Here is a 12,422-nt window from a genome sequence, read left to right as displayed (position 1 = left end):
TCTGCTCAGGCCGGAAACTCGAAGACCCGGCGGACGTCGACCTCGACGTCGACCCCGTCCTCGATGAAGAGGTTGACGAACCGCCGCCCCCACTCCATCGCCTCGTCCTTGTCCCGCACCTCCATCAGCGCGAAGCCGGCAATCAGCTCCTTGGTCTCGGTGAACGGCCCGTCGGTGACGGTCACCTTGCCCTTCTCCGCGGTGATGCGGCCGGACTCCTTGCTGCTCTTCTCCAGGCCCTCACCGGCCAGGAACACGCCGGCCTTCTGCGCCTCCTCGATGAAGGCGCCCATCTTCTCGATGAACTCGGGGCTCGGGTCGAAGGCGCGCGGCTGGTTCTCGTCGAGCTTGTGCATCAGCATGTAGCGCATCTCAGGACTTCCTTCCACGTAGGCAACACCATCTCGGGCCTTCACTAGCGCGTCGATCGGGCCGACCCGGATCCGACATCCTCTTTCAAGATTTTTTAAGAGCCGCACGCGGCGGCCCGGTCGAGCAGCAGCGCCCGCTCCCGGGCGTTGCCGGCGAGCGACGCCGCGCGCTCGAACTCCCGCCGAGCCTCGTCGTGCCGCCCCAGCTTGGCGAGCAGGTCCCCGAGCACGCTGGGCAGCAGGTGGTACTGCGCCAGCGCCGGCTCGTCCGCCAGCGCCCGGGCCACCTCCAGGCCGGCGGCGGGCCCGTCGGCCTGGGCGACGGCGACGGCCCGGTTCAGCTCCACGACGGGCGAGGGCACGAGCCGGGCCAGCTCCGCGTAGAGGGCCGCGATCCGCGTCCAGTCCGTCTCCTCGGGGGTACGCGCCCGCGCGTGACACGCCGCGATCTCGGCCTGGATCGCGTACGGGCCGGAAACACCGTCGCGGGCGCGGTCGAGGGCGGCCAGGCCGCGCCGGATGAGCAGCTGGTCCCAGCGGGTGCGGTCCTGGTCGTTGAGGAGGATGGGCTCGCCGTCGGGGCCGGTGCGGGCGTGGATGCGGGACGCCTGGATCTCCAGCAGCGCGGCGAGGCCGTGCACCTCGGGCTCGTCGGGCATCAGCCCCTGGAGTTGCCGGGCCAAGCGCAGGGCCTCCTGCACGAGGGTGGGCCGCATCCAGTCGTCGCCGGCGGTGGCCGCGTACCCCTCGTTGAAGATCAGGTAGACGACCTCCAGCACCGAGTCGAGGCGCTCGGCGCGCTCTGCCGGGCCGGGGACCTCGAAGGGGACGCGAGCGGCGGCGAGGGTGGCCTTGGCGCGGGTGATCCGCTGGCCGACGGTGGACTCGGTGGTGAGGAAGGCGCGGGCGATCTCGCCGGTGGTGAGGCCGCCGACGAGCCGCAGGGTGAGCGCGGCGCGGGCGATCGGCGAGAGCACGGGGTGGCAGGCCACGAAGATCAGCCGGAGCAGGTCGTCCTCGATGCGGTCCTCGAGCGCGGCGTCGAAGTCGGGGGTGATCTGCTCGTCGAGGTCGCGGCCGAGCGCGGCGACCACGCGCTCTCCGGTCTGCCGGCGGCGTACGGCGTCGATGGCCCGCCGCTTGCCGACGGTGGTCAGCCAGGCGCCGGGATTGGCCGGTACGCCCTCGCGCGGCCACGATTCGAGGGCCGCGACCAGCGCGTCCTGGGCCAGCTCCTCGGCCTGCCCGACGTCGCGGACGATCGCGGCGATGCCGGCGACCACCCGCCCGGCCTCCAGCCGCCACACCGCCTCGACGGTGCGCCGTACCTCGGACTCGCTCATGGGCACATGACAGCAGTCGCGGCCACCGTGCCGCCACCGACCCCCGGCGCGTCGGCTGTCAGCGATCACGCGGAAGCGGACCGTCAGGCCGCTGGCGGGAGGACCGGAATGGTTGCCTCACGGCGATTTAAGTTTCCCTTAGCGAGCCTGCCCATCGATGAGGAAGATCGGTACCTTGCCCGGATGCGACATCTCGGAACTGTGATCGCCGCAGCCATTGTGGGTCCGCTCGCCTGGATCCTGATCGCCGCCGGCCAGGACCGGTCCACCCGCGCCTTCGCGAACGCACCGGACGGTGGCGTGCCGGACGGCGGTGATCTCCTTCGACCTGTGCTGGTGCTGGCGGCGGCCGGGATCCTGCTCGGGCTCATCGCCACGCTCCGGTTCTCCCCGCTGGGCGCGGCGCTGGCCGGGTTGATCTACTCGGCCAGTTACCTCGTTCTGCTGGTCAGCCCGGGCCTGACGACAACCCTGTTCGACCACACGCTGACCCTGGGCGGCTACCGGGTCGACCTGATGGCTCCCGTACGGACGGGGACGGCACTGCTGGTGGGCTCGCTGCTCCTCGTCGGGGTCGTGAGCATCCGCCGCTGGCGGCGCTGGCCGGAGCCGGCCGCCGCCGCACCCGCGACGCTGACCCCGGACGAGATCCTCCCGGCCGTGTCGGAGAAGGACCGCCCGGTGGGCGTGGACGGTCTCGGCCTGGGCAGGCCCGCCGGAACACCGGAGCCGGAGCCGGTCGCGGCCGGCGGCCAGGGCTGGGCCGGCCGCACCGACTGGGCCAGCCTGGTGTCTGACCGATCGGAGGGCCGGCCCGCCGGATCGTCGGACTGGACGCGCCAACCCTCGCGGTGAGCTGCTGACAGCCCGGCTTGCGACGGTGCTGGACGTCCGGGGTGCGGGCATCGAGGCCCGCACCCCGGACGTCATCAGGCGAGGCGGCGGATCCGGCGGACGGCGAGGACGATCAGCAGCGCCGCGAGAGCGGCAAAGACGCCGGTCTCGATCGTCTGGAACAGCCAGTAGCGGCTGCCGGGCTGGTAGAGCTGCCAGTTGTACGCGCCCGGCCCGATCCCGAGATCCGCGCCGCAGACCCGGCCGTCCGGCCCCGTGGCACCGGGCGGGCAGATCACCTCGGAGTTGGGGGCGACCAGCTTGCCGGAGGCGTCGCGGACCCCGTTGGACAGGACCCAGTCCCCGCCGACCCGGTTCGGCTCGGTGGCGCCCTGCACCGGGTACGTGAGTTCCTCGGCGGGCAGGTAGCGGGGCCGGGCCAGCACGGCCACGGCGACGCGTACGCCGACGAAACCGACCAGCGTCGCGGCCATCGCGGGGAGCATGCGGGGCCAGACCGTCCCGGCGAAGGCGCCCAGCGCGACCGCGAAGAGCGTGTACCCGATCGGCGCCACGCCCTGCATGTCGAAGAAGAAGGCGTCGAACCGGCTCTGCTCCCAGCCCTGGTTCAGCGGGGACATCCACCAGGACACACCCAGGCCGTACGCGACGGACGCGACCAGCGCCGCGGCGCCGATGAGCCCGAACTTCACCAGCACCCAGTGCCGCCGGCTGACGCCCTGGGTCCAGACCAGCCGGTGCGTGCCCTGCTCGACCTCGCGGGCGATCAGCGGGGCGCCCCAGAACAGGCCGACGATAAGCGGCAGGGCCAGGAACAGGACCCCGACCAAGTTGAGGATGTCGTACTGGTCGTAGAACTGGTTGAAGGCCCGGTTGCAGGTCTCACCGAGACCGGGTCCCGCACCGACGTCACGGAAGCGGGTCACGCACTCGGCCAACCCGTAGTCGTCGAAGGCGTTGCGCATGGCCAGCCCGGTGGCGGCCATCAGCGTGCCGAGGACCGCGAGCGCGGCCAGCGCGAAGAATGCCTCTCGGCGGTGCTGCCGCCAGGTCAGCCACATCATGCCGGAACCCCCCATGCCTCGTGGCTGGCCTGCGTGTCGCCGTCGGCGAGGTAGGCCAGGATGACGTCCTCCAGGGCCACGTCGTGCTCCGTCCACTGCGGATGGGCGACCGGTCCGTCGGTGCGGACCAGCAGGGTCGACTGCCGGTCGGTGTGGCTGGCCCGGACGATCTCCGCAACCCCGGGGATCGTGGTGCCGTCGTGCCGGGGGCCGACCAGCCGTCGGTGCGTGGCGACCAGGTCGTCGACCGGGCCGGCGAGCCGGACCTGGGCCGCGTTCAGCACGATCGCGTAGTCGCAGACCCGCTCGACGTCGGCCAGCAGGTGCGAGGACAGCAGCACGGTGGTGCCGGTCTCGGCGACGCTGCCCATCAGGGTCTGGAGGAACGCCCGCCGGGCGAGCGGGTCCAGGCTGGCCACCGGTTCGTCGAGCAGCAGCAGCCGGGGCCGCTTGGCCAAAGCGAGGGCGAGCGCGACCTGGGCGCGCTGCCCGCCGGAGAGCTTGCCGACCGGCTTGTCCGGCGGGAGGCCGAGATCGGCCAGGCGGGTACGCGCGAGCGCCGCGTCCCACCGCTGGTTCAGCTTGCCGCCCATCGTGATCAACTCGGCGGCGGTGAAGTCCCGGTAGAGCGGGGTGTCCTGCGCGACGAAGCCGATCCCGGCGAGGGCCGCCGGGTTCCGGTACGGGGTCTCGCCGAAGATCCGCACCGCGCCGGCGTCCGGCCGGGACAGCCCGACCGCCAGGTGGAGCAGGGTGCTCTTGCCCGCTCCGTTGGGCCCGACCAGGGCGGCGATGCGGCCGACCGGCAGGTGCAGCGAGCAGTCCCGCAGCGCCCACTGTCTGCCGTACCGTTTGCCGAGTTGGTCGGTCTCCACCGCTGCCTGCATGGCGTGTCCTTTCATCGTGCCGACGCGGTCTGCTGTGGTGGTTCGGTGGGGAGCGACGCCCGCAGGGTCGTCTCCACCAGGGCGGTGATGTCCTCGGGCGTCAGCCCGGCGGCCTGTGCCCGGTCCAGCCAGGCCACCAGGTCCGCGCGTAGTTCCGCCTGGTTGGGCAGGGACGCCCCGGCGAGGCTGCGGGTGACGAAGGTACCCACCCCCGGGCGGCCCTCCGCGAGGCCCTCGATCTCCAGTTCGCGGTACGCCTTGAGGACCGTGTTCGGGTTGATGGCCAGGGACTGCGCCACCTCACGCACCTTCGGCAGCTGGTCACCCGGGCTCAGCAGGCCCACCCGGAGGGCCTGCTTGACCTGCTGGACCAGCTGCACGTACGTGTTCACCTTCGACCGGCTGTCCAACACGAACTCGATCACTAGCCGTAGCCCTCCCCTGTTGTCCTACGACAGTAGGACTATAGGACAGGGTGGGTGTGGAGAGGGGCGATGTCAAGCGACTCGGCGGGTACGACAGCCGGCCCGGCCGTCAGGAGTGGACGTCAGCCCGGCGGGTCGGTGCTCGAGGTGGCGTCCACGCCCGGGCCGCTCACCGGACCGGTCATGACCGCGCCCACGATGCCGACCAGCGCCGCGAGCAGGATCGCCCCGAGGCCGATGGCGACGCTCAGGAGGATCTTCTCCGGCCCCCAGCCGCTGCACTCCTGCTGATGGCCGGTACGGGCGGTGGACCCGGCTCGGGGCACGGGCCGCGGCGGCGCCGGCAGGAAGGCGGGGGCGGAAAAGGTACGGTCCGGCACCCCGCGTACCCGATCCGCCGGCCGGTGGGCCGGTCCGGCGGGCGGCGGCCGGCCCGGTACCGGCGCCTCACGGTCGGGGAAGGCCACGAAGCCACGGACCAGCGACGCGCTGCGGAAGTGGTCCTCGGCGGCGCAGTGCAGGCAGACGTCGTGGGCCGTGGACCGGCCGCAGCCCGGACACTGGCCGGCGCGACCCACCGTCTCGTCCCGGCCGGGCCGGCCACCCCCACCGGGGCGGCTGTCGTCGGTGGAACCCGTCACTCGTCCTCACCCCACGGGGACCGGCCGGCGCATCGGCGGCGGCCCGGTCGGGCCGCTCACCCCTACGTACCGTATTGACGGTGCCGGCTGTTCGCCATCCCGGCACGGCCGGTCCGGCCGTCACCGCTCTGGCGGTGCCCGCTGGCCGAACGGTCACGGTCCATCATGTGCGCCGCGTCTACCATACGGCGATCGATCTCCCTACGGTGTTGATCGTGAGCGTCTTCGACCGCGTGGACTGGACCGCGCGCCGGGTCGGCCGGTACCGCGGCCTGCACCAGGAACCGACCGGGCTGGGCCTGAGCGTCGGCTACCTGATCTTCTGCGGTGTCGGCATCATGGTGTACCCGTACCTGTCCGACGAGCAGAAGATGGTGGACTTCCTGCTCCTGTCCTTCGCGACGGTGCCGGCGGTGATGATCGGGCTGAACCGGACGCCCGCCGGACACCGGAAACCGTTCTGGTTCATGCTCGCCGCCCTGGTCAGCTTCAACGCCAGCAACGTGGCCTGGTACTGGTACGTCTTCGCGATGGACCTGCCGAGCGGCGACGGCGCCGCCGTGGGACTCTTCGCGGCGCTGGCCCAGGTGTTCATGTTCGCCGGGGCGATCACGATCGTCGCCCGGCGGGGCCGCGACGACGTCGGCGGCATGATCGACAGCACGATCATGTCCATGGTGGCCGGCGGCGTGCTCTGGAACTTCGTCCTCATGCCGCACCTGCGGGAGGCCGGCGCCCCGGCCATGTCGCAGATCGCGACGTGCGTGATGGTCTTCATGCTGACCGGCATCTTCGGGTGCCTGGTCCGGCTGCTGCTGACGGCCCGGGAGTTCATCCCGGCGCTGTGGTTCCTGCTCACCGCGATGGGCTTCTCCCTCGTCGGGGTGGTCACCGTCGCACTGGTTGTCGTCCCCGGGTCGAGCGACCGGCCGGCGTACACGGACATGACGTACCTGGCGGGGTACACGGCGGTCGGGTTGACCGCGCTCGCCCGCTCGGTCGTCCGCCTGCTCCAGCCCGGGCCGGCACCGGCGGACGAGCTGAGCAAGGAGCGGCTGGTCTTCCTCGGGCTGGCGCTGTGCGCCATGCCCGCCGTGGGCGGCGCCAGCGAACTGCTCGACCGGGACGTCGACATGGCGCTGCTCGCGGTCAACATGGCCGCGGTGACGCCGCTGGTCATGCTGCGGATCTGGCACGTTTGGTCGGAGCGGGTACGGGTCCTGCACTACCAGGCGAGCGTCGACCCCGTCACCAACCTGCCGAACCGTGCGGAGTTCCACCGCCGCCTGGACGCCGCACTGGGAGCCGGCCGCCCGGTGGTGCTGCTGTTCTGCGACCTGGACGGGTTCAAGAGCGTCAACGACCGGTACGGCCACGCCAGGGGCGACCAGGTCCTGACGGACCTGGCGGGGCGGCTGCGCGGCTGCGCCCGCCCGGGCGACACGGTGAGCCGGTTCGGCGGCGACGAGTTCGTCATCCTGTGCGTGGACGCGCAGCGGCACGACGCGACGGAGCTGTGCCGGCGGATCGAACGGGTCTTCCGCCCGCCGTTCGTCGTCGCCGGTGAACCGGTGCGGCTCGGCGCGAGCATCGGCGTGGCGTGGAACGACGGCCCCGAGGACGGCGAGCGGTTGATCCGGAGGGCGGACGCCGCGATGTACACGGCGAAGCAGGACCGGCGCGCCACCCCCGGCCTGCAGATCTGCCTCGCCACATCGGAGCGTGTCACACCCCGGCCGTAGCCTGCGCCCGTCAAACCCCATCACCGACGAGGAGCCCGTCATGCTCGACCACCTTGGGATCCAGGTGCGTGACCTGCCCGCCAGCCTCGCCTTCTACGACGCCGTCCTGGCCCCGCTCGGGGCCCGCCGCATGATGGAGTTCCCCGAGGCGGTCGGATACGGCAGCAGCGCCCCCGACTTCTGGCTCAGCCCGCTGAGCGGCGAGGCGCAGGGCGTCGAGTCGCACATCGCGTTCACCGCGCCGGACCGGGCGGCGGTGCAGGCGTTCCACGACGCCGCCGTGGCGGCCGGCGCCGAGGTCCTGCACGGCCCGAAGCTCTGGCCGGAATACCACGCGACCTACTTCGGCGCGTTCGTCCGCGACCCGGACGGCAACAACGTCGAAGCGGTCTGCCACAAGCCGGAGTGACCGCCGGACGCCGGACGGCAGCCGCCGCGCGCCGGACGGGCGGGTGCCGGGAGATCGTGGAAGAAAGTGGCCCTCCGACGGGCCGAAATCTTAGATCTCCGCGACCCCCCGCGCACCTACCGGTACACCGGGCGGTTCGCGCCGGGGTGGGACGGGCACGTTCCGCCGGGGCCGCCGACCCACCCGATCAGCCCGTCCTCGCACCGCACCAGGTGGCCCTTCCCGCGCCCGAAGTCGGCGACACAACGGAACCAGCGGCACACGTCGGCGACGGGGTCGTGGACGCGGGAACCACCGCAGTAGTTGTAGCCGTACGGGTTGGCCGGCGCGCCGCACAAATCCGGCCCGGTCGGCGCGGGCGACGCGGGCGTGGCCGGCAGGGACGGGGCCGGCTGTGGCACCACCGGCGGAGGTGCGGAGGTGGCCGGCACGACGGCCGGCGGCAGGGCACCCGGGGCCGGCCCGCCCGCCGGCGGGACCTCGCCAGGCGCGCCGCCATCCGGCCCGCCCGTCGACGCGCCGCCATCCGGCGGGAGACCGCCCGCGGCTCCGGGGCTGCGCGGCACCGGGCCGCCGGGGGCGTCACCGGTCGGTGACGTCGCGCCGGCCGAGGGCGTCGGTGAGCCTCCGTCCGGCTCGGGTGACAGCGTGGTCGGCACCCCGCTGGCCGTCGGCGAGCCGTCGACCGGGCCGGTCACGTCGCTGACCACGACCGGGCTGGGCGTCGCGGCCGGGGCGGTCGGGGCGAGCGTCTGGCCGACGGCGAACGTGGCGCCGATGACGAGCGACGCGGCCAGCGCCGCCGCGGTGCCGGCGAGCCGGCGGTCGTGCAGCCGGGCGATCACCGGGGCCTGGGCCGGCGCGGCGACCGGTGGCGCGACCGGTCGGGTGCGCTGGTGAGCGGCGACCAGGTCGTCCAGGCAGGCGGCGACGGCGTCGCGGTTGCCGAGGCCGTCGGCGAAGGCGAGCGTGAGGTAGAAGCGGAGGTTGAGCGCGGCCGGTGGCGGCGCCAGCAGCCCGGCCAGCGGGGTCCCGTCCGTGGTGTGCAGGAGGGTCAGCGGGGCGCGCGGGTGGTGGGCCGGGCCGGCGAGGTCCGCGTACCACCAGATCCGCTGGCGGTGCCGGCCGAGGAACACCACGCGACGGTCGGTGACGACGGCGGTGCCGGCGTCGACCACGCGGAGGCCGCGCGGCAGCGGGCGCTCCGGCGCGTCGGTGCCGGCCGGGTCCACGGCCAGGCCGGGCGCGGACAGGTCGGCGAGGTGCCGGGCCGTGACCTCGACCAGCTCCACCTTCGGGAGTACGCGGTAGAGGACCTCGCCATGGCTCAGGCGCACGAGGAGCCCGTCGGGTGGCAGGCTGGAGCCGAGGAAGCAGGTCGCCTCGATGCGCAGCCGGGTCAGCTCGTCCGCACGGCGACGCCACGCCTCGGCGGCACCGGCGTGGGCGCTCCGCCGCCGGTCGTTCTCCCGCTCAGCCCACCGCAGACGCCACGACGGCCGTGGCGCATCGGGGGGTGAAGTCGCCGTCACGCAGGGTACAACGTTTCACATCCCGAGTGGACACGTTCCCGCCTCTATCGGACGGTCAGCGGAGCGGGTCGACAGCCGCGCCACCCTCCCGACCGGGTCAGCGTCGGAAGGTACGGCGGACGCCGCCGTGCGCGCCGCACGCCCGGGAGCTTCCGCCGGCCAGGCTGACCGAGCCGTCCCGGCACTGCACGAGGTACCCGCGTCCGGCCCAGAACTCGGGCACGCAGTCGAACCAGTCGCACACCTCGGCCGCGGGTCTGCGGATGCGGGTGCCGCTGCAGAAGCCGTACCCCATCGGGTTGGCCGGCGCCCCGCACAGCTCCTCCTTAGACGGCGACGACGGCGACGAGGGCGCGGGCGACGAGGGCGACGAGGGCGCGGGTGACCCGTCTCCGCCCAGCGGCTTCGGCGACGCGGCGGCCTTGACCGGCGCCGCGGTGGTCTCCGTGGGTGCCGGCGTGGCGGCGACCGCGACCTCGGAGCGGCCCGGATCCGACGGGTCGGACTGCAGCAGCGCCACCGGCACCAGCAGCGCGATGCCGGCGGCGATGGCGACGGTCCGCCGGCCGCCGGGCACGAACCCGCTCAGGCGCGCCTGCCCGGGCGTGGCGATGGCCGGCCGGAACGGCTTGAGCTGGCCGTGCTCGGCGATCGCCTCGTCGAGCTGGGCGATGACCGCCGCGCGCTGTTCGATCGCGTCGGCGAACGCCAGCGTCAGCTTGAACCGGAAGTCGGCCGCCACGTCGACCGGGAGCAGCAGCCCGGAGGCGCGGCGCCGGTCGAGCACCTGGATCAGCGTGACCGGCGCGGTCGCGTCGTGGGCCAGGCCGGTCATCTTCCCGTACGTCCAGTCGCGCCGGCCACGTCCGCCGAGCAGCACCAGCCGGCGGTTGGTGATCACCGCCATTCCGGCGTCGGCGATCCGGATGCCGTCGGGCCGCCGGTTGCGCAGCGGCGCGGGCTGCGGCGTGACCGTGAGGTCGGGCGCGGGCAGCACCGCAGTGTGCCGGACCTCGACCAGCTGGGCGGCGGGCCACGCCCAGAAGACCACCTCACCGGGGGCGAGCTCCAGGGGGAGCCCGACGCCCGCGTCGGTCGAGCCCTCGAAATCCTCGGCGAGGGTACGCACGCGGCGCAGTTCCTCGTCGCGCCGTCGCCATGCCTCGTCGGCGCCGCGGAAGTTCCGCTGCCGGCGTTCGTTCTGCCGGTGTGCCCACCGGTACCGCCACGTCGAACCCGTCGAAACAGTCATTGCCACGCCGACTCCTTGGCCCTGGGCCACCAACCGGGGTGTCACATCTGTTAACCGCGGTGGGGCCCGCACGGGGACGGGTTGCGGGCTGCAAATTGCCCGATCGGTGGAGCAACCCGGACGATAGGGCGGTTTCGCCGAGTCGATTCATGTCGTCCGGGCGTGTCGCGACTCGAGGAAGAGCGGCGGGGACCGCACGACACGCGGCGCGCGGCGCGACCCCACGACACGCGGCGCGCGGCGCGACCGCACGGCGGACCGCGGGCGCGCGACCGGATTCGCCGTCCCGCCCGCCCTCGGCTCGGTAACGTCAGCGGCCGGGGCCGCGCACGGCGAGGGGGTGGGGCCGGTGACCGACAGGGCCCTGAGCGTCGTGGTCGGCGTCGACGTCGGCACCACCAGCACGAAGGCGCTCGCGTACGACATCCGCGGCCGGCTACTCGCCCACCACTCCGCCGGGTACCCGCTCGACGAGCCCCACCCGGGGTACGCCGAGCAGGATCCGCACCGCATCCACGCGGCGGTGATCGAGGCGATCCGGGGCGCGGTGGCCGAGCTCGACCGACCGGTCACCGCTCTCTCCCTCTGCAGCGTGATGCACAGCCTGATCGGGCTCGACCCCTCCGGCGACCCGATCACGCCCTCGATCACCTGGGCCGACTCCCGATCCGCCCGGCAGGCCGAGCGGCTGCGGGCGGTGCCGTCCGGGCTGGCCCTGCACCGGCGCACCGGCACCCCGATCCACCCGATGGCGCCACTGCCGAAGCTGCTCTGGTACGCCGAGCAGGAGCCGGAACTCTTCGGCCGGGTGGCGTACTGGGTGGGCATCAAGGACTGGCTGCTGCTGCGGCTCTGTGACGCGCTGGTCACCGACCACTCGATCGCCTCGGCGACCGGCCTGCTGGACATCCACCAGCTCTCCTGGGACTCCGAGGCCCTCGGTATCGCCGGGATCACGGCGCGGCAGCTGCCGGAGCTGGTCTCCACCACGCATGTCCTGCCGGGCCTCAGCCCCGAGGCGGCCGCGGCGACCGGGCTGCCCCGGGACACGCCGGTGGTGGTCGGCGCCGGGGACGGGCCGCTGGCGAACCTGGGTCTCGGCGTGGTTGCCCCGGGGATGGCGGCCTGCTCGATCGGCGCCAGCGGTGCGATGCGGGTGATGGTCGAACGGCCCGGCGTCGACCCGCTGGGCGGCGTGTTCTGCTACGCGTTGACCGAACAGCGCTGGGCGGTCGGCGGTGCGATCAACAACGGCGGCATCGCGCTCGACTGGGCCGGCGATGCGCTCGCTCCCGAGCTGGGCCCCGACGCCGAGGAGGAACTGCTCGCCGAGGCCGCCCGGGCGCCGGTCGGCTCCGGCGGGCTGCTCATGCTGCCGTACCTGCTCAGCGAGCGGGCCCCGAACTGGTCGGCGCTGCCGCGCGGCGCGTACGTGGGGCTGACCCACGGACACCGCCGCCGGCACCTGGTCCGGGCCGCGCTGGAGGGGGTCTGCCAGCAGCTCGCGCTGGTGCTCGCCGCGATCCGCGCGGCCGGCAACGAGATCCACGAGATCCGGGCCAGCGGCGGCTTCGCCCGCAGCCCGCTGTGGCGGCAGATGCTCGCCGACGCGCTCGGCATGCCGGTGCACTTCCCCGCGGGCCGCGAGGGGTCCGCCTTCGGCGCCGCGCTGCTGGGCATGGAGGCGCTGGGCCTGGTCGCGTCCATCGACGTCGCGGCCGAGCTGGTCGACATCGAGCAGACCGTCCGGCCCGACCCGGCCGCCGCCGCCACGTACGCGTCGCTGCTGCCGCTCTTCGCCCAGCTGTACGACGCGCTCGTGCCGACCTTCACCTCGCTGCGCCGGCTCGCTCCGGGTCTGCCGCCGGAGCCCCCGCCGGTGGCGCCGCCGAAGTGAGCCC

General features: G+C 73.6%; 12 protein-coding genes. 4 read left to right on the top strand and 8 right to left on the bottom strand.

Translation table 11 applies throughout. From position 1 onward, the window contains the following. Window positions 1-5 precede the first annotated feature (5 nt). Entirely contained in the window at window positions 6-371 is a 366-nt protein-coding gene (locus tag ACTMS0_RS26575; protein ID WP_441157990.1) for a YciI family protein, read from the bottom strand. Window positions 372-466: 95 nt separating this feature from the next. Beyond that, entirely contained in the window at window positions 467-1,714 is a 1,248-nt protein-coding gene (locus ACTMS0_RS26570; protein ID WP_441157989.1) for an RNA polymerase sigma factor, read from the bottom strand. A 183-nt stretch (window positions 1,715-1,897) separates the two neighbouring features. Between ACTMS0_RS26570 and ACTMS0_RS26565 the strand changes: the two genes are divergently transcribed. Beyond that, window positions 1,898-2,569, top strand: a complete 672-nt coding sequence (locus ACTMS0_RS26565) for a hypothetical protein (RefSeq protein WP_441157988.1) — start codon at window positions 1,898-1,900, stop codon at window positions 2,567-2,569. A 74-nt stretch (window positions 2,570-2,643) separates the two neighbouring features. Here ACTMS0_RS26565 and ACTMS0_RS26560 read toward each other — a convergent pair whose 3' ends face one another. The 4 genes from ACTMS0_RS26560 to ACTMS0_RS26545 form a co-directional block, all read right to left on the bottom strand. Then, complete coding sequence (locus ACTMS0_RS26560; RefSeq protein ID WP_441157987.1) at window positions 2,644-3,633, bottom strand: ABC transporter permease; 990 nt, start codon at window positions 3,631-3,633, stop codon at window positions 2,644-2,646. Further along, window positions 3,630-4,520 (bottom strand): ABC transporter ATP-binding protein, encoded by an 891-nt coding sequence (locus ACTMS0_RS26555; protein ID WP_441157986.1) that lies wholly within the window; start codon window positions 4,518-4,520, stop codon window positions 3,630-3,632. The genes ACTMS0_RS26560 and ACTMS0_RS26555 overlap by 4 nt, the downstream gene beginning before the upstream one ends. 11 nt (window positions 4,521-4,531) lie before the next feature. Beyond that, on the bottom strand, window positions 4,532-4,945 hold the full coding sequence (locus tag ACTMS0_RS26550; protein WP_441157985.1) for a GntR family transcriptional regulator: 414 nt from the start codon (window positions 4,943-4,945) through the stop codon (window positions 4,532-4,534). A 122-nt stretch (window positions 4,946-5,067) separates the two neighbouring features. Next, a complete protein-coding gene (locus ACTMS0_RS26545; RefSeq protein WP_441157984.1) occupies window positions 5,068-5,586 on the bottom strand; it encodes a hypothetical protein in 519 nt (172 codons plus the stop codon). A gap of 215 nt (window positions 5,587-5,801) precedes the next feature. Between ACTMS0_RS26545 and ACTMS0_RS26540 the strand changes: the two genes are divergently transcribed. Further along, window positions 5,802-7,328: a diguanylate cyclase domain-containing protein gene (locus ACTMS0_RS26540; protein ID WP_441157983.1), complete on the top strand. Its 1,527-nt coding sequence runs from the start codon at window positions 5,802-5,804 to the stop codon at window positions 7,326-7,328. Between the two features lie 40 nt (window positions 7,329-7,368). Beyond that, entirely contained in the window at window positions 7,369-7,737 is a 369-nt protein-coding gene (locus ACTMS0_RS26535) for a VOC family protein (RefSeq protein ID WP_441157982.1), read from the top strand. A 116-nt stretch (window positions 7,738-7,853) separates the two neighbouring features. On the opposite strand, the gene ACTMS0_RS26530 is transcribed toward ACTMS0_RS26535, so the two are convergent. Further along, window positions 7,854-9,269: a hypothetical protein gene (locus tag ACTMS0_RS26530; RefSeq protein ID WP_441157981.1), complete on the bottom strand. Its 1,416-nt coding sequence runs from the start codon at window positions 9,267-9,269 to the stop codon at window positions 7,854-7,856. Window positions 9,270-9,366: 97 nt separating this feature from the next. Then, on the bottom strand, window positions 9,367-10,521 hold the full coding sequence (locus tag ACTMS0_RS26525) for a hypothetical protein (protein ID WP_441158013.1): 1,155 nt from the start codon (window positions 10,519-10,521) through the stop codon (window positions 9,367-9,369). A 349-nt stretch (window positions 10,522-10,870) separates the two neighbouring features. Here ACTMS0_RS26525 and ACTMS0_RS26520 point away from each other — a divergent pair, with 349 nt between their 5' ends. Then, entirely contained in the window at window positions 10,871-12,418 is a 1,548-nt protein-coding gene (locus ACTMS0_RS26520) for a gluconokinase (protein ID WP_441157980.1), read from the top strand. The last annotated feature ends 4 nt before the right edge of the window (window positions 12,419-12,422 follow it).

Source organism: Micromonospora sp. H33, from assembly GCF_052068455.1.
Classification (GTDB): Bacteria; Actinomycetota; Actinomycetes; order Mycobacteriales; family Micromonosporaceae; genus Micromonospora.
This window is presented reverse-complemented; position numbering and strand designations above follow the sequence as displayed.